General features: G+C 49.4%; 22 protein-coding genes. 9 read left to right on the top strand and 13 right to left on the bottom strand.

Going from position 1 to position 21,994, the window contains the following annotated elements; genetic code table 11:
- Positions 1 to 77 precede the first annotated feature (77 nt).
- Positions 78 to 1,304: a DEAD/DEAH box helicase gene (locus C5610_RS05970; RefSeq protein WP_105306372.1), complete on the top strand. Its 1,227-nt coding sequence runs from the start codon at positions 78 to 80 to the stop codon at positions 1,302 to 1,304.
- Between the two features lie 66 nt (positions 1,305 to 1,370).
- Here C5610_RS05970 and C5610_RS05965 read toward each other — a convergent pair whose 3' ends face one another.
- Complete coding sequence (locus C5610_RS05965) at positions 1,371 to 2,609, bottom strand: PepSY-associated TM helix domain-containing protein (protein WP_105306371.1); 1,239 nt, start codon at positions 2,607 to 2,609, stop codon at positions 1,371 to 1,373.
- 11 nt (positions 2,610 to 2,620) lie between these two features.
- Positions 2,621 to 4,762: a TonB-dependent siderophore receptor gene (locus C5610_RS05960; protein WP_105306370.1), complete on the bottom strand. Its 2,142-nt coding sequence runs from the start codon at positions 4,760 to 4,762 to the stop codon at positions 2,621 to 2,623.
- A 202-nt stretch (positions 4,763 to 4,964) separates the two neighbouring features.
- Here C5610_RS05960 and C5610_RS05955 point away from each other — a divergent pair, with 202 nt between their 5' ends.
- Complete coding sequence (locus C5610_RS05955) at positions 4,965 to 6,656, top strand: putative bifunctional diguanylate cyclase/phosphodiesterase (protein ID WP_105306369.1); 1,692 nt, start codon at positions 4,965 to 4,967, stop codon at positions 6,654 to 6,656.
- Between the two features lie 5 nt (positions 6,657 to 6,661).
- Here the strand turns inward: C5610_RS05955 and C5610_RS05950 are convergent, their stop codons facing one another.
- The gene (locus C5610_RS05950) at positions 6,662 to 7,648 is read right to left on the bottom strand and encodes a GlxA family transcriptional regulator (RefSeq protein ID WP_105306368.1); all 987 of its coding nucleotides are present in this window, start codon (positions 7,646 to 7,648) and stop codon (positions 6,662 to 6,664) included.
- 106 nt (positions 7,649 to 7,754) lie between these two features.
- Here C5610_RS05950 and C5610_RS05945 point away from each other — a divergent pair, with 106 nt between their 5' ends.
- Both C5610_RS05945 and C5610_RS05940 read left to right on the top strand, forming a co-directional pair.
- Positions 7,755 to 8,531 (top strand): MBL fold metallo-hydrolase, encoded by a 777-nt coding sequence (locus C5610_RS05945; protein ID WP_105306367.1) that lies wholly within the window; start codon positions 7,755 to 7,757, stop codon positions 8,529 to 8,531.
- Positions 8,532 to 8,590: 59 nt separating this feature from the next.
- Positions 8,591 to 9,265: an FAD-binding oxidoreductase gene (locus tag C5610_RS05940; protein WP_105306366.1), complete on the top strand. Its 675-nt coding sequence runs from the start codon at positions 8,591 to 8,593 to the stop codon at positions 9,263 to 9,265.
- Positions 9,266 to 9,457: 192 nt separating this feature from the next.
- Here C5610_RS05940 and C5610_RS05935 read toward each other — a convergent pair whose 3' ends face one another.
- A complete protein-coding gene (locus tag C5610_RS05935; protein ID WP_105306365.1) occupies positions 9,458 to 9,901 on the bottom strand; it encodes a CopD family protein in 444 nt (147 codons plus the stop codon).
- Between the two features lie 144 nt (positions 9,902 to 10,045).
- Here C5610_RS05935 and C5610_RS05930 point away from each other — a divergent pair, with 144 nt between their 5' ends.
- The gene (locus C5610_RS05930; protein WP_105306364.1) at positions 10,046 to 10,261 is read left to right on the top strand and encodes a hypothetical protein; all 216 of its coding nucleotides are present in this window, start codon (positions 10,046 to 10,048) and stop codon (positions 10,259 to 10,261) included.
- A 49-nt stretch (positions 10,262 to 10,310) separates the two neighbouring features.
- Here C5610_RS05930 and C5610_RS05925 read toward each other — a convergent pair whose 3' ends face one another.
- Complete coding sequence (locus C5610_RS05925) at positions 10,311 to 10,793, bottom strand: DUF2267 domain-containing protein (protein ID WP_105307715.1); 483 nt, start codon at positions 10,791 to 10,793, stop codon at positions 10,311 to 10,313.
- 215 nt (positions 10,794 to 11,008) lie between these two features.
- Between C5610_RS05925 and C5610_RS05920 the strand changes: the two genes are divergently transcribed.
- Positions 11,009 to 12,292, top strand: coding sequence for an NAD(P)/FAD-dependent oxidoreductase (locus tag C5610_RS05920; RefSeq protein ID WP_105306363.1), 1,284 nt, complete (start codon positions 11,009 to 11,011; stop codon positions 12,290 to 12,292).
- A gap of 16 nt (positions 12,293 to 12,308) precedes the next feature.
- On the opposite strand, the gene C5610_RS05915 is transcribed toward C5610_RS05920, so the two are convergent.
- From C5610_RS05915 to C5610_RS05900, 4 genes are read right to left on the bottom strand one after another with little or no spacing between them, the layout of a single operon-like run.
- Positions 12,309 to 13,034, bottom strand: a complete 726-nt coding sequence (locus C5610_RS05915) for a HugZ family protein (RefSeq protein WP_105306362.1) — start codon at positions 13,032 to 13,034, stop codon at positions 12,309 to 12,311.
- A gap of 24 nt (positions 13,035 to 13,058) precedes the next feature.
- Complete coding sequence (locus C5610_RS05910) at positions 13,059 to 13,838, bottom strand: heme ABC transporter ATP-binding protein (RefSeq protein WP_105306361.1); 780 nt, start codon at positions 13,836 to 13,838, stop codon at positions 13,059 to 13,061.
- Complete coding sequence (locus tag C5610_RS05905) at positions 13,825 to 14,847, bottom strand: FecCD family ABC transporter permease (RefSeq protein WP_105306360.1); 1,023 nt, start codon at positions 14,845 to 14,847, stop codon at positions 13,825 to 13,827. Before C5610_RS05905 ends, C5610_RS05910 begins: the two co-directional genes overlap by 14 nt.
- Positions 14,837 to 15,679, bottom strand: a complete 843-nt coding sequence (locus C5610_RS05900; protein WP_105306359.1) for a hemin ABC transporter substrate-binding protein — start codon at positions 15,677 to 15,679, stop codon at positions 14,837 to 14,839. Before C5610_RS05900 ends, C5610_RS05905 begins: the two co-directional genes overlap by 11 nt.
- Before the next feature lie 138 nt (positions 15,680 to 15,817).
- On the opposite strand from C5610_RS05900, the gene C5610_RS05895 reads away from it, so the two are divergent.
- Positions 15,818 to 17,956: a TonB-dependent hemoglobin/transferrin/lactoferrin family receptor gene (locus C5610_RS05895; protein ID WP_262340053.1), complete on the top strand. Its 2,139-nt coding sequence runs from the start codon at positions 15,818 to 15,820 to the stop codon at positions 17,954 to 17,956.
- Between the two features lie 73 nt (positions 17,957 to 18,029).
- Here the strand turns inward: C5610_RS05895 and C5610_RS05890 are convergent, their stop codons facing one another.
- On the bottom strand, positions 18,030 to 18,569 hold the full coding sequence (locus tag C5610_RS05890; protein WP_105306358.1) for a DUF924 family protein: 540 nt from the start codon (positions 18,567 to 18,569) through the stop codon (positions 18,030 to 18,032).
- A gap of 140 nt (positions 18,570 to 18,709) precedes the next feature.
- Between C5610_RS05890 and C5610_RS05885 the strand changes: the two genes are divergently transcribed.
- A complete protein-coding gene (locus tag C5610_RS05885; protein WP_126819052.1) occupies positions 18,710 to 19,039 on the top strand; it encodes a hypothetical protein in 330 nt (109 codons plus the stop codon).
- Between the two features lie 49 nt (positions 19,040 to 19,088).
- Complete coding sequence (locus C5610_RS05880; RefSeq protein WP_105306356.1) at positions 19,089 to 19,418, top strand: hypothetical protein; 330 nt, start codon at positions 19,089 to 19,091, stop codon at positions 19,416 to 19,418.
- A gap of 112 nt (positions 19,419 to 19,530) precedes the next feature.
- Here C5610_RS05880 and C5610_RS05875 read toward each other — a convergent pair whose 3' ends face one another.
- From C5610_RS05875 to C5610_RS05865, 3 genes are all read right to left on the bottom strand, one after another.
- Positions 19,531 to 19,896 carry a cupin domain-containing protein gene (locus tag C5610_RS05875; RefSeq protein ID WP_105306355.1) on the bottom strand — a complete coding sequence of 122 codons (366 nt, stop codon included), beginning with the start codon at positions 19,894 to 19,896 and terminating at the stop codon, positions 19,531 to 19,533.
- A gap of 87 nt (positions 19,897 to 19,983) precedes the next feature.
- Positions 19,984 to 20,682 (bottom strand): hypothetical protein, encoded by a 699-nt coding sequence (locus tag C5610_RS05870; RefSeq protein WP_105306354.1) that lies wholly within the window; start codon positions 20,680 to 20,682, stop codon positions 19,984 to 19,986.
- Positions 20,683 to 20,764: 82 nt separating this feature from the next.
- Positions 20,765 to 21,754, bottom strand: coding sequence for a DUF4365 domain-containing protein (locus tag C5610_RS05865; protein WP_105306353.1), 990 nt, complete (start codon positions 21,752 to 21,754; stop codon positions 20,765 to 20,767).
- Positions 21,755 to 21,994 lie beyond the last annotated feature (240 nt).

Below are 21,994 nucleotides of genomic sequence, written 5' to 3'. Positions count from 1 at the left end.
ACCTGAAATAAAATGCGGTGAGCGCTGCTCTGAGGTAGAATACCCGTTCTTATCACTACTGAGTTGCACATTTATACATGACTTTTTCTGATCTCGGACTTTGCCCTGAAATTCTTACCGCCCTTACACGCCAGGGGTACACAGAACCAACGCCGATCCAGGCACAAGCGATTCCTCCGGTACTTGCCGGTAACGACGTAATGGCCGCGGCACAAACAGGGACCGGTAAAACCGCCGGTTTTACCTTACCGATTTTGGAAATGTTAAAGGACAACGAACGCGCTAAAGCCAATACCGCGCGTGTGCTGATCCTTACCCCCACCCGCGAGCTAGCAGCGCAGGTGGGTGAAAGTGTTGCAACCTATGGCGCCGGACTGCCGCTAAATTATGCCGTTGTCTTTGGTGGGGTAAAAATCAACCCACAAATGATGAAACTGCGTAAAGGCGTTGATATTTTGGTCGCAACCCCGGGCCGCCTGCTCGATCTTTACCAGCAAAACGCCATTCGCTTTCCAAAGTTGGAAGTGTTGGTACTGGACGAAGCCGACCGCATGTTGGACATGGGCTTCATTCATGACATTAAAAAAATCATCAAACTGTTACCAACAAAGCGCCAGACGTTAATGTTTTCGGCGACCTTTTCTGACGACATCCGTGCGTTGGCCAAAAGCCTGGTCAATAACCCGGTCGAAGTTTCTGTGGCGCCGCCAAATTCCACCGCCGAGCGGATTGAGCAGACCATGTACGCCGCAGAAAAGAGCGAAAAGCCTCGCATGCTGATGCAAATACTGCGTGACCTTAACTTGCCTCAGGTGATTGTTTTTTCACGCACCAAACACGGTGCCAACCGTCTGGTGAAACAACTCGACAGCGGCGGCTTTCTGGCGGCAGCCATTCACGGTAACAAAAGTCAGGGCGCACGCACCAAAGCACTGAGCGACTTTAAGGCCGGCAAAATACAGGTGCTGGTTGCTACCGATATTGCCGCTCGCGGCCTGGATATCGAAAAACTGCCCTATGTGATCAATTATGATCTGCCGCAAGTTGCCGAAGATTACGTCCACCGTATTGGCCGGACCGGCCGCGCCGGTCAGGTAGGTCACGCCATTTCTTTGGTCATGGACGAAGAATTTAAGACTCTCAAAGCGATCGAAAAACTCATCGGCCAGCCCATCGAACGTTGCAAACTGGAAGGTTTTAGCAACGTCGAACTTACCGGTAAAACGCCACCCCCAAAGAAAACGCAGCGTCCACCGCGTAAACCGCGCAACGCTAGCAATAAGTCACCACGCGGCAATCGGTAAAGAAAAAAGCCCCGACACGTGAATGTCGGGGCAACAAGTACCGTTCCAGGGAGTGGAAAGGTAGAACTAGTGCTGATGTTGCTGCATTAAATCACCCAGACGCGGTGATAATGACGTCGATGTGTTTCCGTACTCATCAAATACCATCGTGGTATAAATCAGCGCGGCAATGCTCAGCGCAATCGAGAAACTGCCGGTAATTCCAAGCCATTTCGCGGTATTCGGATCACGCCTTTGCGTGCGCAGATAATGCATCCGCATACCGCCAACAACCAAGCCGGTCAGCATCAAGCCAAACAAGGCGTAGACCAGTTTCACCGTAACACCGGACAAATTGCCGCTGGCAAAGTTGCCAAAATGCAGGGGATCAGCGGTATCAGCGATGCGCGCCACCAGATCCAGCTCGCTGGCATATTGGGTGCTTACAACCTCGGCCGTGATCGGGTCAAGGTACACCCGATTAGCGCGATCCCGAACCAGAGTCGAGCCGTTTTGGCCAACAAAAGCCATCACCTGATCATAATTGTGTGGATAATAAAAACCGGTAATATCCATATCAGGCCGAGCCTGCCGGGCAGCCTCAACCAACACTGCCAGCGACTGAGCACGCTGCTGCCGTTGAACCTCAGTATGCGTAATCGTCGGCGCTGACGGATAGTGGTCCACGCCGGTATCAAACATAATGCGTTCGACAAGGTACCAGGCACCGGTTACCGCCATCACTGCGATTAACCACCAGGCCCACAGCCCCATCCATTTGTGCCAAGACGACCAATCGGTTCGCTTTTTCCAACTCAGTTTGCCGGGCTTCGTTAAAAACCCTCGCCACCATTTTCGGTAGACAAAAAAGCTCGAGACCAAGGAGATCAACAGCAACACACTGGTCAGGGTCACAAGGTACTTACCGATACTTCCCATCGACAAGTACATATGAATATCACGCAAGTAACGGGACAATTGACCCCACTGCCCTTCTCCCAGCACTTTGCCGCTGGCGGGATCGAAAAACACAAAGCGAAAACCTTCAGGCGTCATTAACCGTGCTTCACCCGCAAGATACGGTTGCTGATGCACTTTACCGCCCAGCAAATGGCTGTCGGGGTAATTCCTGGCCAGGTTTGCCTCCAACTGCGCCCAGGCAACTGCACCGTCCCGTGCTTCCAGTGCACGGTATTTGTCATCGCTCAGATACTGAATTTCGTAACTGAGCGTGGCCAGCACCCCGGTCAAACAGACCAGAAACAGTAGGCCGGCAAAGGCAAAGCCGGCCCACGAATGCAATGTAAACCATTGACGGTTCGTCATAGCCTATCCCGTTAGAAGCGGTACTTAATGCTTGCGTAAACCCGACGCGGTTCACCCGGGAAATGACCGGTACGACTTAAGAAACCGCTCGACGCATACTCTTTGTCAAACAGGTTTTTGACATTGACCTGTAGCAACCATTGATCAAACTCGGTCTGCCAGCTGATATCAAATACCGTGTAAGGCTTCACGCGCTGACCGGAGAAGCTGACCTGTTCGCTGACATAATCAAGACCACCACTGATTGCCGAGTCGATAAACGGCAGGTCATAGCGTGTCCAGACTCCCAACTGGTGCAATGGCGCATTCACAAAACGATCACCAACCGAGTTGGTAATGCTGCCGTTTGGCGATGTTTCGGCCACCCGCGCATCGTTATAGGCATAGTTGGTGTTCAACACCCAGTTATCCGTCAGATCGCCCAGTACATCGATTTCAAACCCACGGCTGCGTACTTTACCGACGTTACCCAAAATGGTGCGGCCGTCGTCGCTGACGCGATCCGTTGCCTGTAAAATATTCTCGCGGTTAATCTCATACACGGCAGTATTCACCCGAATGGCATCATCCATCAGCGACCAACGGGCACCAAGCTCAACAATGTCGGACTCTTCCGGATCAAACGGACCACCCACTTCGGCATCCTGATTACCGGCCGATTGTGGCAAAAAGCCCGTACCATAGAGTGCGTAAGCCCGAACCCAATCACTAAACTCATACGTGCCGCCGACACGGTAAGTTAAATCGCCATCATCAAACGCCGTAGCGCCAGACTGGTCGTCGAACTGATCGTAACGAAGGCCCAGCAACAGGTTGGCTTTGTCATTGAACGTAATTTGATCCTGCACATAGAAGCCGTCCCGCTGACTTTCCGACTCGCTCGGCGTGGCGGCGGCAAGATCCGTTGAGTAAGGCCCCGACGTCAAGCCGTATTGCGGATGATTGATTTCCAGATACGGGACTTCACCCGGGTTAGCATAGGAGCCAATAAAGGTATTTTCAGCGGTGTAGGTTTCGGCGCCCATCAGCAACTTGTGCTCTAAACCACCCAGACGCAGATCACCGATCAGGTTGGCAGTCACACTGGTCGCTTGATTTTCACGATACTGATTACGGAACTGACGTGCCGTGTAGACCGCGTCGGCCGGATTGCTGACCGGATTGTACTCAGCATCCACCAGGCCACGGGGTTCGTGGTAGTTTTGAATCTCGGTATTATCATAATGACGAACGGTTAAATCGCCCCGCCAGTTCAGCGAAAACTCATGGTTAATGCGCGCCTGATAAACCGTGGCTTCTAAGTCCTGAAAATCACTCGCTTCGTTGTGGTTCCATTCACGCTCAGTGACAAAGTTGCCGTTATCATCAACCGGAACACCCCGTAAACGCGCGCCCTGAAAGTCTTGCTGATAATCCGTCAATTGCAGAATGATTTCACTGCTTTGCCCCAAATCAAAGGCATAACCAAGGTCCAATACTTCGTTGGTTTGTTCGGTGTTGTAACGAAACGGCTGTTCATTGTCGTAGTAGTACGCAGCGCGATAGCGTTGACTGGCGTCGTCGGTCAGCGGCCCGCTAAGCTCGACCGAACCGCGGCGATAGTCGTAATTACCGAGCGCCAGCTCAACCGAACGCTGAGCCGTCGCCGTTGGTTTTTTAGTCACATAGTTGATGATACCGCCGGGCTGGCCGCTACCGAACATCGCTCCGCTTGGCCCTTTCAACACCTGAATTTGTTCGATATTAAACAGCTGCGGAACCGAGAAACCGTTAAACGGGTCACCGCGAACGCCATCGTATAAGATCTCATCCTGACGGAAACCACGGAAGGTAACACCGGAATAGCTGAATGCGTTTACACCACTGATACTGCGGTATAAGTCGGTGATTTGGCGCGCGGCCTGATCGTTAATGAGCTCTTCGGTAAGCACCTGAACACTTTGCGGGATTTCCTCAATCGGCGTATTGGTGCGAGTAGCAACACTGCTCTCATTTTGTCGATACAGCGTTTGCGCACGCCCTTTTACATTAATACGCTCCATGGCTTCGGCTGTTTGCTTATTATCCGAGTCCTGCTGGCTTTGCTGAGCCAAAACCGGCGTGGCCGTCATACCCGCCAACGCCAGCGCAATAAAACACTTGTTCAGTCTCATTTTTTATCCCCTGTGAAAATTTGGCAGGATCATAAATAAGAATGATTTGCATTACAAGTGCAATTATTGAGTATTCATCCAAGATTCATAAATTGGGCCTAACGCATCGATGGCTGTGGTCAGTTAACGGTTTTCTTAATTATATTCTACACTTACGTAAAGCATTACCCATTAGTCTTATCTTAAACAACGGCAAACGCTCATGATCCATAACCGCGATAAGCAACTGAGTGAAGCTCGGTTTCACAGGCTGTTTGACGACACACAAGCGATGTCCATTCAAGGCTATCGCGCCGATGGTACGGTGGTCTATTGGAACGCTGCGTCAGAAAAAATCTACGGTTACTCATCGAGCGAAGCGTTGGGTAACAGTCTGTACGATCTCATCATTCCCCACGACCAGCGCACTGAAGTTCAGCAGGCCGTGGCCTGGATGTTCGAGCACAAACAAGGCATCCCGCCGGCACGGCTTAACCTGAAACACAAAGACGGCAGCACCGTCCCGGTGTACTCCAGCCATACGGTCGTGGCCTTGCCGGGCGATGAACCGATCATGTTTTGTATGGACGCTGATATGCGAGCGCTGGAAATAGCCGAAGCTGAGGTACAACGCCTTTCATACTATGACCCTTTAACAAATCTACCTAACCGACGTCTGTTACTTGAACGCATCGCCAGTATGATGCGCAACGGCAACAACGAGCGTTCGGTGGCCGCGCTACTGATTGTCGATATCGATAATTTTCACAGTATCAATGAAAGTCTGGGTTACAGCAGTGGCGATCGCGTACTTGTGCACTGCGCAACGTGTTTGCAACGTTTTATCGCCTCAGCCGATGACCTTGCCCGCCTCGGTAAAGATGAATTTGTTGTTTTACTGCCCTACTCGGCATCCACCTTTGATGCTGCCGCCGCGGAAGCTGAGCGACTGGCCGCTCAATTGCTTGATAAGCTAAAAACCCCGTTAATGCTCGAGGGGAACACGCACCAATTTAAAGCCTGCATTGGCATCACGTTGTTTCATCACCCCGGCAACCAAGCCGGGGATGAGCTGGTACGCCAGGCCGATATTGCGCTGAAAACGGCAAAACAATCCAACACCACCGCAATCAGCTTTTTCGATCAAAAAATGGAGGCTATCGTAAAAGAGCGCTTGCAGCTGTCACAGGCGCTCAACCACGCCGTTGAAAACCAGGAACTTGCACTGGCTCTGCAACCGCAAGTTGATACACAACAACAGGTCATCGGTTTTGAGGCGCTGCTACGCTGGCAACATCCTAAGTTTGGTTCGGTCTCGCCCAGCCGCTTTATTGCGATTGCGGAAGCGTCCGGATCGATTGTCGAAATCGGTGATTGGGTGCTGCAACAATGTTGTGAAAAGCTTGTTCAATGGCAGCAAACCGGTCGCAAAAGCCTAACAATATCGGTCAACGTAAGTTCCGTGCAGTTTCGCCGCGGCGACTTTCTCTCGCGCGTGCAACACATCCTCGAGCACACCGGCGCAAATCCGAATCATCTTCGTTTTGAGCTAACCGAAAGCCTGATTGCCGACGACATTGACTTTATCGTCGCGCAAATGGAAGCCCTACGCGCTCTGGGCTTGTCCATTTCGCTGGATGACTTCGGCACCGGCTACGCTTCCTTGGCCTACCTGACACAGTTGCCGCTCGATGAGCTGAAAATTGATCGCGCCTTCGTCAATGATCTCGATAAACACAGCAAAGGCGAGTTACTCACCGAGACCATTATTAGCCTCGGCCGCAGCATGAACTTAGCCGTGATCGCCGAGGGCGTCGAAACACAGGAGCAATTCAAACGCTTGCAGGCAATGGGGTGTGAATATTTCCAGGGCTATTTGTTTGGTAAGCCGCGAATTGAACCGGATGAGTTTTAAACGCCCTAGCTAAACCGCCCGAATTGCCGGCGGTACGCCGACGGTGTGTAGCCGGTAACGCTCTTAAATGTCCGTCGAAACGATGTTTCGTCAGTAAAACCTAAGCAGTCACTGATTTGGTTAACGGCCTGGGAACTGTAGATAAGGTAATCCGAGGCCTGCCGCATCTTCACAAGCCGCATGAGATGCGCGCACGGCAGTCCGGTTATCGCTTTGGTCTTTCTGGCCAGAGTCCGTTCAGTGGTGTTCAGTACCTTCGCCAGCAAAGACACCATCAGCGCACTGGCAGGCGTTTCCTCAACCCATGCGTAAATCTGCCGAATTAACGGATCGTCAAAGGCCATCACATTAACCGCCTGCAATGGCGTTACCCGACTCTCAGGCTTAGGCACCACCATAACGTCAATAATGTCCCGCAACAGATTGTGACCCAGCTCCTGCTCGATAATCGCCTGGGCGATAGGCAAATACCCATTAACCCCTGAAGCGGTCATGATAGCGTCATCGGCCACAAAAGTCTGAGAAAACCGCCACATTATCTGAGGGTTCCGGGCGCTAAGAAAGTCCGTCAGCCACCACGTCGACGTCGCCTTCTTGCCCGTCAAAACGCCAGCATCGACGAGCAAGCCGACCGCCGAACAGTAGGCCCATAACTGAATGTTTGGCTGCACGCGCTTAAGCTGGTCAACAAGGTCACTGTAGTTCTGCAACAGCCGACTGATATTGGCTTCACCATCGGTCCAGAATCCCGGCACGAGTATCGCATCCAACGAATCATCGGTCATCGACAGTGTCGGCGTAACCGACACGCAGACACCGTTATCGGTTATCTGAAGCTCTACAGGTTGGTTTAGGGAGGGTGTATTCACCCCCGCCCATACCACATCAAACCTTGCTGCTCCGGCGCGTTTATTTGCGGCTTGCAGCAGTTCTGCAAACGCCAGCAACCCAGATGCCATGCAGCCGGGATAAACCAACAGACCCACTTTCATTCGTCACCACATGGCTGATATTGCATGATTAATGTCATAAACAGCCATTATGGTCACTGCTCAATAAAAATACAATGGGATTATCATCAATCACGGAGCACCCAACATGACCATCACTCAGCTTAGAAACGCCACCATCATCGTTCATTACAACAACGAGGTTATCTTGGTTGATCCCATGTTAGCCCCCCAAGGCGCCATTCCAGCGCTTAAATACCTCACCAGTAAACGCGTACGAAACCCAACCGCTCCACTGCCCAGTAATGCCGACAACCTGCTGAATAGCGTTACCGCGTGCTTAATCACCCATTGTCAAAAGGGCCATTTTGATCACCTCGACAGAGCAGCCACCAAATGGCTCAGAGCACGTCAGATACCAACCTATTGCGCAGAGAAAGACGCTCCTTTTCTCACCAAGAAAGGGCTCAACGTAAAACCGCTCAGTTGCTCGCGCAGCAACCCGTTTTTTCAAGGCAGTATCGAACTTATCCCCTGTGTACATGGTGACGGCATTGTGGGTCGGCTAATGGAGCACGGTTTTGGGTACCTCATTAAACAAGCCAACGGACCGAGCTTATACATCACCGGCGACACCTTATTAACGGACGATGTACGCCGTTGCATTAGCTTACAACAGCCGGACTGCATCGTCTTACCCGCTGGTGGCGCACAATTTGATATTGGTGGCCCCATCATTATGGGCGTCGACGATGTACTGGAAGTTGGCGCCTTAAGTACCGGCCATATTATTGCTAACCACCTAGAAGCACTGGATCATTGCCCGGTTACCCGGCAGCAATTAAAAGCCGCCGTAGCCAACCAACCATGGGCTGACCGAGTTCATGTACCTGCCGACGGTGAAACAATTTCGGAGGTTTTTTGATCTTTTCCCCTGATCTCACCGTGTACAAAAAAACAGCAACCGAAAAGGAAGGGAAAAGCATGAGCTATACACTGGAAATTCAGGACATCAGCGATGTTACGCACGACGTTAAGCGGATCCGTCTGCCCAAGCCCGATGGCTACCAATTTACCCCCGGGCAAGCCACCGAAGTAGCCATTGACCGGGACGGTTGGCGAGAAGAAAAACGCCCTTTTACCTTCACCTCCATAAATAGCGACCCGTGGCTCGAATTCATCATCAAAGTCTACCCTGACCATGACGGCGTTACCGAGCAAATCGGTGCGTTGGGTAAAGGCGATGCGCTGATCATTGACGACCCCTGGGGGGCCATCAACTACAAAGGCGAAGGGACGTTCCTCGCCGGCGGCGCCGGCGTAACGCCCTTCATCTCGATTTTGCGTGACCTGCATAACAAGGGTGAGATTGGCAACAACCGTCTGGTTTTTTCCAATAAGACCGAGCAGGACATTATCCTGAGAGAAGAGTTTGAGCGTATGCTCGGCGACCAGTTCGTTAACGTAATCACCGAACAGCAACCCTCCGATGATTTGATGTTTTTAAACGGTCATATTGATAAAGACTTTCTGGCAACACACATCAAAGACGTTAACCAGGCCTTTTACGTCTGCGGCCCCGAGCCTTTTAACAACAGCATCATGGATGCGCTCAAGCAACTCGGTGCCGATCCAGATTCGTTGGTGTTTGAGAAATAAATCAACCACAACAAAAAAGTTTTAAAAAGAGGGTTGCAAATAGGAACAATTCTCATTATGATCTGTATCGAAACTTAATTCAACGTCAAGTTTCAATTTACAGGTCTATTGCCTTTCCTCTCCCAGAAAGCGCAACGTTTATCCCCGGCTTCGGCCGGGGATTCTTTCATCTGGCTCTGTTTCCGACGACGCTCAATAAAACCAACCGGTACGGAATGACACGCCGACAACAACAAACAACACCGAAATGACGGTAACCGACACAATGTGCCACGCCATCACATTGAGGTTTGACGGTGAAAGATTCGGTATTACACGAAACCTAGCGTTTATCGCAAAACCAGCGGTAAGTGCGAGCAAGCCGAGTTTGAGCATGATGGGATAAGCGACCGGGTTACTTAAATCAAACCACTGACTGACATCCGGCAACAGCCGGTGCGCCAGCATAACGCCGGTGATGATCTGAATAATCAGCGCCGGCATACCAATCTTTTCATAGACCGATTCAAAGCTTAGCAACAACTCTGGCGAACGCTGTTTCAGTACATTAGGCAGCACCACCACAGACAGAACAATATGCCCTCCTGTCCAGATGGTGGCAGCAAGGATATGAAGCAATAACAGTAAACCGTACATGGCGACCTCTCTGGCTTTGCACCGCTAAACTGTACCACTATGTGACAGAAAATATGAGCGGATTATTAAGCCTTAAACTCATCCGTCGACTCTGCTACAGTTTCGTTATTAAAAATAACGATAAGCTCAATAATAAGTTCGCCCATGAAAATTTATAAAAAAGACATTACAGAAACCCTCTTCAGCACACTGTTCATCGCCGGTGGCTTTATCGTAGGTAGTAGCATCATGCGCTCGATAATCAATGGCGAACTGACCTTTCGCGACGACAACCTCTTCGTCTTTATCATCGCGTTCATCGTCGCAGTGATTTTTCAGGTGCGGAAGGTGTTAAAACGGCAGGATAAGGTCAATAATTAAAGCGCGATTACGCAATGGCTTTGCATTGCGTCGTAGCAGCGCTGTATTATCAAAAGTCTTTCAATTGGATTTTTAAACTACGGTTAGTTTCAGCATTACGCAATTCCTGTTCGGAAACTTTCCAAAATTCAAAGGCTTGGTCGCTGATATCTCTTAATAAACGCTCTAATGCCTGAACATCAACGTTACGACGTAATGCAATAGCGACAGCGCTTCTGGCATTGCTGGGCGAAAAGTTATGTTGCTGCCGCACACTTTTAATTTCTTTAAGCAACTCCTCATCCGATCCAAAAGCCACCCGTTTTTCATTTGCGTCCCAGTCGGCGACGAATACCGCCCTAATACCGGGGGGAAGAAAATTGGCAAAGCACAACGCGTCACCGATCGTTAGGCGTCGCCGAAATGCCTGAAACACACCTACGACCATATTCCATGCCATATTGGTTGTCTCAAGATTAGAGGCATCTCTTGCGTCTACCATGAACTGGTTAAACTGCTCTGTCGCGTGATAATACTCGGGAGGTACAGGCATCGTTTCTCCATTATTTATCATTTATCGCATAAACTAAGCGGCACCCTAATCGCAGTTTATTTTTAAACTAAAATAAACCAGACAACAAGCCGCCGATGATCTCGCTCAAATAATCTGTTTATTTATTAATCGTTTACAGATTACAAATTGACTATTTTTTAACCGTCGCACATAGTCATGAGACACACAAATAACGATTGGGTAAGGGTCTCGAGATGAGTAGGGTCATTGTTGCCGGTGCCGGGCTTGGCGGTGTTTCCGCCGCTTTTGAACTTCGCGAAATGTTGCCGGACACGGTCGATGTCGACGTGGTTCATGAGGGCGAAGAGTTTAACTTTGTTCCCTCCAACCCCTGGGTCGCGCTCGGTTCCCGAATGCGTGATCAAGTGGTGATGCCAATAGGGCCGATCTTTGAGAAGCATGACATTGGTTTTAACAGCTCAGGCATCAAGCACATTGACGCAAAAGCCCGTAAGCTGACGCTCGGTGACGGTTCTCAGAAAAGCTACGATTTTTTGGTGATCTGCACCGGCCCCAAACTGGCCTTTGAGCAGATTCCGGGAGCGGGACCTGAAGGCGGATACACCCAGTCCATTTGCACCGCCGACCACGCCGTAAAAGCGCACCAGGCATTTCAACAGTTACTCGACAATCCAGGCCCCGTACTGGTAGGCGCCCTGCCCGGCGCCAGTTGCTTCGGGCCGGCCTACGAGTACGTGCTGTCGCTGGAATATGAACTGAGAAAACGCAAAATTCGTGACCGTGTGCCCATCACCTTTGTCACACCCGAACCGTACATCGGCCATATGGGGCTAGGCGGAGTCGGTGACTCTAAAGGCTTAATGGAGCATAAATTCCGTGAACATGGCATAAAATGGATCTGTAACGCCAAGGTGACCGAGTTTTCCAGCAATCAGGCATCCTTCGACGTACTTAACGAGGACGGCAGCAGCAAAGGCAGCCAACAACTGCCGTTTCAACTGGCGATGTTTTTACCGGCCTTTAAAGGCTCACCTGCCGTCGCCGAAGTGCCGGATTTATGCAACCCGAAAGGCTTCGTCAAAACCGACACGCATCAGCGCTCACTGGCTTATCCTGAAATATACGCAGCCGGTGTTTGTGTCGCCATCCCCCCTATTGAGGAAACGCCGGTGCCCGTCGGCGCGCCGAAAACCGGGCTGATGATTGAATCCATGACGTCGGCCATCGTCGCCAACATCAAAGCCACCTTAGACCATGAACCGGCAACCGCAGAGCCGACATTAAGTGCGCTTTGCCTTGCAGACATGGGCAACACCGGCATCGCGTTTTTGGCGATACCGCAAAACCCGCCGCGCAACCAGAACTGGACCGGCTCAGGCCGTTGGGTGCACTGGGCTAAAGTCGGTTTTGAAAAGTACTTCTTCCATAAAGTGCGCCGCGGTACCAGCGAACCGGTTTACGAGCGGGTCGGTATGCACATGATTGGGGTACATCGCTTGAAGCAAAACGATCACTAAGCGCGTAGCGCGGCCGTTATGCGGCTCGCGCTCGTTGCGTCAGTTCAACCAACTGCTGGCGCACTTGTTTACCATCCGTAGCCACAGTTTCAAAGGCAATAAAATAGACCTGCTCGTCATAGCTCAGGTGAAAGCCATCAGGGTAAATACTGTGCATTGTGACACTGCCAGGTTCAAAGGTACTGCCGTTTAAGTGCTGTTGCAGGATAAGCGCACAGGCATCTGCATGATCTTCGTTCATGTGGTTTATCATGCTAAGCGCCGCCTTATGATCCCATTCAGGCGCAGGATATAGCCATTCTTCCGGTTCTAACCAAAAGATTTCACCGAAACCACCAATAAACCGAATGTGTTCGACCGTAAGCTGCCAGAACTTAAAATCGTGCGCTTTTTTATAACCCTGAGCGCTCGGAAACCGTTGATAGTATCGTTCCGCTAATTCTGCATCACTAATGACCTGCGCATGCCCACTTAAGGTCAAGCGTCCCTGGGTGTTCTGATCCCCTTTTTCGGCATGGTCATACAGCGTAACACTTAAGCGGCTGTCTTGACTCAGATTGCGGGCGTGCTGAGCAATGTCAGAAACATAAAAAACGATATGCCCCTCATCAGTAAGCATAACCGGCGATACAGAGCCAAAAGGCATACCGCCAAGTTTCTTCGACAAAGTCGACAAGACAGCGGTGCTGTTACGCTGTGCAAGGGCGCGTGCTTGTTGAGCAGCTTGTTGACGTTTGTTCATTAAAAGTCCTCTTTTTTTACGTAATTATAAATGTCGGGGTTCGGTAAAAATCATCGGTTTGTGGATATTAGGATGTTTAGTGATATAAACCGGACTGCGATACATCTTTTCCAGTATTTCCGAACGAAATACCGTTTCTGGTTTTGCAAAGTGCTTTAGTGCGCCATCGGCCAACAACAGAATATTGTCAGCGTATAACGAGGCTAAATTTAAGTCATGCATCACCGCTATCACCAAATTGCCCTGACGGGTAAAACGCCGCAGTTCGGCAAGAACAGAATGCTGATGATAAACATCGAGCGCTGACGTAGGCTCATCAAGAAGCAACATCTGCTCACCCGGCACAGCAACGTCCAACTGGCATAAGCAACGAGCAATATGAGCCCGCTGTTGTTCCCCCCCGGACAAGGTATCCATAGTGCGGTCGGCAAACGCTCCGGCGTCGAAACGCTGCAGCCATTTGTGGGCTCTTTGTTGAGTAACAACGTCGGTTTCATTGGACCAAAACCGACCCATCCCCACCAGTTCAGACACGGTTAACCCGAACGGGGCGCTCAGCTTCTGCTCCATCACCGCGCGAACAGGCGCGAGTTGCTTAGGGATCCAGTTAGAAAGCTCTCTGCCATTCAACCGAATACTTCCCTGGTAATTCAGTTCACCGGCCAGAGTATTCACCAGCGTCGACTTACCTGCGCCGTTCTCGCCGATAAGAGCCACAAACTCTCCGGCTTCCAGAGTGAGGTCAAACGCGCCTAATACACGTTTCTGACCACAGTTCACATGAGCGATATTAATATCCAGCATGAAGCCTCCGCTTTTGTTGGATAAGTAAGTAAATAAAGAAAGGAGCGCCAACGGCCGCGGTAATGATGCCTATCGGTAACTCGGCCGGAGCAACAATGGTTTTAGCGATCCAGTCCGTAAGCACCAGTACGCTCGCGCCAAACAGCATGGAAGCCGGCATCAGCCAGCGAATATTGGCACCAACCAAAAGCCGTGCAATATGCGGAATAATCAGACCAACAAAGCCGATCATACCGGTGAGCGCTACGGCCCCGCCGACACCTAATGCCACCCAAATAATCAGTTGACGCTTAAGCGATCGCGTATTCACACCCAGATAACGGGCCTGGCGCTCCCCCAATAGCAGGGTATTAATGGATTTACGCAGCATAAATAACGCAATCGAACTAACCCCCATTAAAACCACACCCAGCGGCAACTGATCCCAGTTGGCACCCGCTAACGAGCCCATCTGCCAAAAGCTCATTAAACGCAGGGCATCATCGTCGGCGTAATAACTTAATAACCCCAGTAGTGCGCCCGCCAGCGCATTGATTGCGACACCGGCCAGCAGCAAAGTAGCAACATCAATCCCCGTTTTTCCGCCTGCCAGCCGATAAACCAGAAATGTCGTTAGCAGCGCGCCAAGAAAAGCAGCCAAAGACACCCAGAAGCTGCCTTGTAGCCCAATCTGCGCACCCAACGCGATAACGCTTAACGCAAACACAGCTGCACCACCGGAGATCCCAATCAAACCGGGATCAGCCAAAGGATTTCGACAAAGCGTTTGCATCGCAGTACCACTTTGCGCCAATACCGCACCCACCAGTAAACCAAGCACCAATCTTGGTAAACGCAGTTGTGTCACCACCGTCTGCTCAAGCTCGTTCATCGGAGCCGAAAAGCCGGGCAGCCACATTAAGGGTAAGCGCCAGTCACTGAGCACTGGACCGCTGGACAACAACAACCAACTACTGGCGAGAATGCCAACCGCGCCCGCAATCAGCCAACGACGTCGTTCAAAAGTCATCAACGTACTCCAACAGCGATTGATGGGCTTCAGCAATACGCGTCGTCATCCCCAAGGCCAACAACGAATCCATCACCAGCAGGCGGCACGACTGACCGACTTTTAGTAATTGCAGAGTGGCCGTTTGACAGAACTCATCACGCCCACCAGCGGCATCCACCACATGCGATGGTGCAACGATAAAGTCAGGTTGATTGAGGAGTAAATGTTCCCGGGAAACGGTTTTGAAACCCTTATGTTCAGCAATGTTGTTGATGTCCGAATGTTCAAACAGCAAATCCGGCACACTGTCTTTGCCGGCGGCGACGACGCCGCGTTCAGACACTTGTAAAACAAAGAGTCCGTTTAACGTTTGCGCCCGCTTAACCGAATGAAACTGCGCTTTGATGGTTTCGATAACCGCGTTGGCGTTTTCAGGCATGCCCAGTTGATCCGCAACAGCACTAATGAGCTTATAGAACCCCGTTAACGTGGTTGGCTTTTCAAATGATACAACCGGCACTCCTGCCGTCTCTATCTGCGCCAGCGCGCGCTCACTGCCAGCACCTTCCAGAACCCAAACCTGTTGTGGGTTAAAGCTAAGCACCCCTTCGGCGGACAGATTGCGGTAATAACCCACTTTAGGGAGCGCGTGTACGTGTTTCGGTGAGGTACTCGACGTATCGACACCGATCACCTTATCACCGCCCCCTACCGCAAAAACAATATCTGTCAAAGTACCGCCAGCAGTAATCAAGCCGCCATCGGGAGCAGGCTGAGTGTGGCCGCAAAACGGCACCGCCGCAGCCAGCATTATGAGTAGATTTTTTAACGATTGGTAAAGCCTCTTCATAGCCGCCTCTTGTTGTCGTGATTTGCGATTGCGAAAAATAAAATAGTAATTTTCTATTGCAAATGCAAATAGTTTTCGTTTAGATCTACGCCGTTTTCATGATTCTTGTTTTGTCATTCAAAAAAATTGGAGAAGCTTGTGAACGTTTTGAATCATAAAGTTCGAGCATTTAAACCTTCGCTTGTGGCACTGGCGATCGCTACGACGATGGTCAGCGGAGTCAGTACCGCCGAAGTCGCCTCCCCCGAGGCTGAGCAAACGGTCGATGAGATCGTTGTCGTCACCGGCTCCCGCACGGAAGAGAAGCTCGAAGACGTTGCCGGCGCCGTCAGTGTGGTGACGGCCGAAGAAATTGATATGCAAGTGAGCAACGGACTTGCCGACGTATTCCGTTATGACCCCAGCATTCAGTCCACTGGTACACAAGGACAGCCGCAAACCCTGTCAATTCGTGGCATAGGTGGCAATCGAGTTGTCTACATCAAGGACGGTCGTCGACTGAATGACGCCTATGCCGGAGGGGGTGGTTACCTGGTCGGTCGTGGTTATCTAGACGTTACACAGGTGCAGCAAATTGAAGTGGCCAAAGCCGCCGCATCGCCGCTGTACGGCTCCGATGGCTTAGGTGGCGTCGTGGTCATTTCAACACCCGATCCCGACGATTTATTAAACGGCCAGGACCATCACGCAGGCTTAACGCTGGGGTTTGACGGAATAAACACCGAAAAGAAACTTGGATTTAGCGGCGCACAGCAGTTCGATGGGTCCAATGCCATGATTCAGGTTGCGGCACGGCAAGGTAACGAAACGCAAAACCATGAGGAATCGTTACCGGGTTTCGACTACGACAGCCAAAGTGTGTTAGCAAAATGGGCAGTAGCCGTCGCCAAAAGTGATGAACTGATGTTTAGCATCGACCATTTTAAGCAAACCACCGAGCAACAGCTTAGCGACACCAACCAAACCGACGACGACAACCGTCAAACTGCATTTTCGATCGATTATCAGCGCAATCAATCGAACGCGCTTGCTGATTCTCAGGACTGGCAGCTTTATATCACTGATTATGAGCAAGGCAGTGATCAGGTTCGTGCGGGTGCCAGTCGCTCAGGGGCTTACACCGACTACAATGATTATGCTTTTAAACAAACCATCATAGGCGCGCGTTGGCAGGCCCAAAAGCAACTGGAGCAAGCCACAGTTCGGCACGATCTGGTGTTCGGTTTTGACGCCGACTACTACGATACAGAACGACCCCGGTTTAAAACGCGCATCGCTGTCGACGGCACCGTCGTGCAGGATAATGAGCCACAAAAGGCATTTCCGGGAGCCGAAACCTGGCTAACCGGATTATTCCTTCAAGATAACATCACTTTCGAGGATTCTGCCTTTAAGCTCATTGTCGGCGCGCGACTGGATCATTACGACATGAGTCCAAATGAAAATACACTGTATGATATGTCAGAACTTGCGGAGATCAGCGAAACCGCATTCTCACCCAAACTTGCCGGTATCTATACCTTCAGCTCGGGCGTTCGGGGCTACCTGCAGTATGCCGAAGGATTTAAAATCCCGCCTCATGACCAGGCTTATCAAAGCCATGGTATCGAACCCTTCTACGCGATACTGCCTAACCCTGACTTGCAACCGGAAAGCAGTCGTTCACTGGAGGCGGGACTAAAGTTCAGCAATGACAGCACACGATGGAGTTTCGCAGCGTTCTATAGCCACTTCGACGACTTTATTGAAACCGCCGTAGTGGGCAGCAGCCCTACGTATATTCCGGGCGTAGAGCGTGTTGAATATCAATACGTGAATCAGGATAAGGTAACCATCAATGGCGCAGAAGCCAGCTTCACTCACTGGCTGAATGATTACTTTCGTATCGACACTACCGCTGCCTACGTCAGCGGCGAGAATGACGCAACCGGAGAGGCACTAACATCGTTATCACCGTTGTCGGGCAATTTCTCTTTGGGTTACTTCGGTAACCAATGGCATATTCGCGGCATACTCAATGCGGTAGCCACAATGGATGATGTACCCAGCGCATCGCCGGAAACCGGTGCATTTATAGAAACCCCCGGTTACACCACGCTCGATATTTTAGCTGGTGTTTCATTTGGCGACTGGCAGGTAAATCTCGCAGCGCTGAATATCACCGATAAATATTACGTGCCATACCAAAGTGTCGCGGGGCTGCCAGCACAAACGCCGACAGAGCAATACAGTCAACCGGGACGTTCGATTGCTATGCAGTTGTCCTACGAATTTTAAAGGTCAGTCTTTAAATCAGTGGTGAGCATGAGTCGCTCACCACGCTTAGATTAAACACTACAGGCGCCCGGCATTAAAAACTCGAGCCGGGCTGCTGCAGAAAGGCCAACTCTTCTTCACTGGAAGTACGGCCTAATATGTCGTTACGGTGCGGGTAGCGGCCAAAGCGGTCTATGATTTCTTTGTGCTTGAGCTCAAACTTGTAGTTGTACTCCAGGCCCGGCTGTTCGAACAGGATAACGGCTTGTTGATGGATGGCCGCCGACTCGCTGTGCATATACGGCATATACAAAAACGCCTTTTGATCGTTGCTCAGACTTTTATCAGCACCACAGGCAACCGCCTCCTGCGCCAGCACCAACGCCATAGGATCCTGACTAAATGCCATCGGCGTGTCGCGATAGACATTTCGTGAGAACTGATCAAGGACAATAATTTCGGCCAAACGCCCTTCTGCGCTTTGTCGCCAGCGCCAGCACTCTCCCGCCGCAGCAGCCACTAAAATGTCGCTAAAACGCGTTTTTATGGTGTTATCCAGCGCATCGCTCTTGGCAAACCATTGCTTGGATGTCAGCTCGTCGAACCAGAAATCGATAACAGCTTGCGGATTCATTGTTGTGCTCCTGATCTTAACCGTGATGTTTGCAAAATAACCGCGTTTGGTTGGTTTCCGCTGGACTTGCAAGGACATCGGCTAATATGGAATAGTAGATGACTTGAGACACAAAGTTAACAGTTTTACCGGTGGCATCGATGAAACCACTTCGCTCAATAGGTGTAATGATACTAGGTTACCTTCTCGGTAACCTAATCTTACTCATGACCTACAAGTTTCCAGCGCCTTTGTCAGGTTTTTATGAAAAAATCAGCTTTACTAAGGCCATTCATATTTTTGATGAGATTATTTTTATTAGCTTTTTCTATATATTAGTGGGTGGCTGGCTTTATTTTTCACTCTTAATTTTGCTCATTTATATAATCCAAAGAAAAATAAACTTAAATAACACCGCTCTTGTTAACCTTAGCTTTTTTGGGGGAGCTTTATTTTCAGCAATCGTGTTAGTCCTTACGCTAATAGAGTAAATAACTTCTGTATTCGTTTACGATAGTAAACTTACCCCGTATTGTTTCAATGATTTCTGAACAGGATAAATCAGTGAGACAATTTCTTTTAAGAACCACAACGATTGGTATTCTTTTAAACATGCCGCCACTGCTGGCACAGCTTATGACACTGCTTAAACTTGATATTACCCCTATCATTTTGGCAACGCTGTTATGGGCAAACACCCCACTACAATACTTCGGTATGGCATCAATCTTCACTCAACAACAGATAACCTTCGAGGAATGGGGTGTGAGCCAGGCCTCTCCTGTGGTTTGGGTGTCGGTCGTATTATTTTGGCTATTCCTGGCAGCCCTTATCAGCGCTATAAGCCTGCTACGGATAAGCAGAAGATAAAAAACACATAAATGACCCGGTCAAGCAGGTTGATATCGCTGGTGCATGACACCTGTCGGTACCAAGCAGGACTCTATCAGCTTGAGATTGCGGAACCAGGTAGCATTCATCATCAAATCCAAACGTCATTTTCAGCGGTTTTACTGCCCTTTTCATCACCAGTGTTGACCACACCCCGCGGCTCGATCAATAACACCTGCGCCTCTTGCTCGGCGTAAGGCTTATGTTCAACGCCCTTTGGCACCACGTACATTTCACCCTCAGACAGCTCAACATGGCCGTCTCTGAAGTCAATGCGCAGACGCCCCGCAAGCACAATGAAGGTTTCATCGGTCTCCTTGTGGTCATGCCAGACAAAGTCACCTTGCAGCTTCACCACCTTGAACTGGTAATCGTTCATCTCGGCAATCACTTTTGGCGACCACTGTTCAGTAAACAAGCTGAGTTTTTCTTTAAAGTTTATCGGTTTGTGTGGCATAGGGGTCCTTTAGGTTTAGTCTGGTTTGTGCCATTAGCAGACATTCAGTAACGTTGCGTTCACCAGCTTGTCCGGTACAACGCTTTGTTAGCCTTTGAGTTTTTTGATTAATGTTTCAGCTATTTCAACACCTATTTCAATACGCTTCTTGTCAATATTTTCTGCCGTAGAATGTACTTGGGTATTTCGAATCATGCGTAATTCGGTAAGCTGATTGATATCTTCCATTTCCAACACGCCTTCACGCATTGCCATCTCCCATTTGAACGTATGGCCTGTGTCTACGCCAGAATCCTCGAATGCTTTTCGAGTCAATATCTCTACTTCGTTAAACAGTAATATAAGGTTCTCTAGTGTGGCCTCTGCGCCTTTCGGATCAGCTTTCACACCAAATAGGTTATTCAGCAGAACGGCTGCTATTTGCCGATAAGCAGCTAAGTATCGGCGATCAACGCCTAATCCAGTACCATTATGATATAGCTGATTCCTGATCCGATGATAATGCTCAATATCACCATCATCTAAACCGGCAAGTTTTGACCGAGCTTTATTGAACAAAAGATCAACCATTTTAGGAAAGCTGTTTCCAGCTTCCTCAACTTCCTTTCGTTGGAATTTCACACCCGATATTTTTTCTGGAAGAGAAAGGAAGGTTCTAATAGAGGTCTCAACTGAATTATCAACACTAATGAAAGCAATTCTGCTATCAAAAGCGGTATCGAGCTGAATATGCGAATCAGCATGTCTTAACAATTCTAATGAACCAGACGCCCAGGTTTCTTCCATATTCGATCTCTGATTTTGAGGCTAACACCTTGCTCTGTGGAAATCCGAAGCGTAGCGTAGGATTTTCCATTGCAGCACCTTGTTAGCACTTTGAAATAAGATACGAAAAACCGCCATCATTTCTAGATCGTTGATACTGACCATATCCAAGATCTCTTATTGCTTCATGATCTGAAGCCTTAGGAATTGGAAAATCGTAAACAAGTTTCAAATAAGTGGGAGACTTATGCTTCCAGTAGTACTTGCTAGAAAAAACCCTGCTCTCGTATTGTCTCAAAACGTCCAGTAAGTGTGGCATTAATGCCTTAAGCGGCTTTTGAGCCACATAGTTTGCCACATCTTCCCCGCCAGCTTGTTCTGTCACGTTCCTCCAATAGGAAAATGAGTAAATGTATTCCTTCTCTTCTTCGGTTAAATCTTTGTGATCCATTCTTGATGACCAGAGCAAAACCCTACATACCTCTAAGAAGCTTTCGAGTACATCTAGTTCGTTAACGGGCATGTGAAAGTCATAATGGAAGACGTCTGCATAAAGGTCAAAGAATTGCTTCAAATTCTTTAGCGCCATTTTGTGGCAGTATATTTCATCCATGAGGGATGGCGAGTGTGCGTATATTTTTGTGAATAAAGACGGAATTATGCTGTGATGCTTCTCATCATGAGGAACAAATTCTATCGTTTTTGTTTTATTCGAAGCATCCATTAGACTTATTGCTTGCCAGAAAAGAGGCTTTGATATGTATATATTCTCCGTTTCCAAATCTACAACATATGCAATGACATGCGTCTTATAGCTCAGTTCAGCCCAATAATTTAATGTGCTTTGCTTTATCCCACCTACGGTGGGCACTGAATCTGCTTTTCTGATAGTTAAGTTCTCTGAAGACTTAACCTGTGCTTTAACATACTTCCCAGTAACCGTTGCACCATCCACCAGTTCAATTTCGAAATCAACACCATAATCATTGTCGGTTAGATTTCTAAATATCCCCAAATCGCGCAATTTATAAAGCAGAATCGCGTACGAATCAGATTCTGCTTTGTGCTGTTTAATCCTTTTTGGAAAGTCCATCGAACTATTGATTCTCTAATCTAGTTGATTGTAGTGCTAACTGCTTATTATACCGACCATGCAAGGTCAGCGTCCTTGCAAACTAGAATACCGTGTATGGTCAGAAAGTCCAATGTCTGCTCTTCGCTCATAGCAGACTAACAGCCTCCTTATCAATAACTCTGAATAACACGAAATAGCTTCTTAGTAAGACCAACACATAGCATTGTCATGACCGTAACAACGAAGAACTGCCCAAAC

Source organism: Idiomarina sp. OT37-5b (assembly GCF_002968395.1).
GTDB classification, from domain to species: Bacteria; Pseudomonadota; Gammaproteobacteria; order Enterobacterales; family Alteromonadaceae; genus Idiomarina; species Idiomarina aquatica.
The sequence above is the reverse complement of the archived record's forward strand: the minus strand, read 5'-3'. Positions and strand labels throughout refer to the sequence as shown.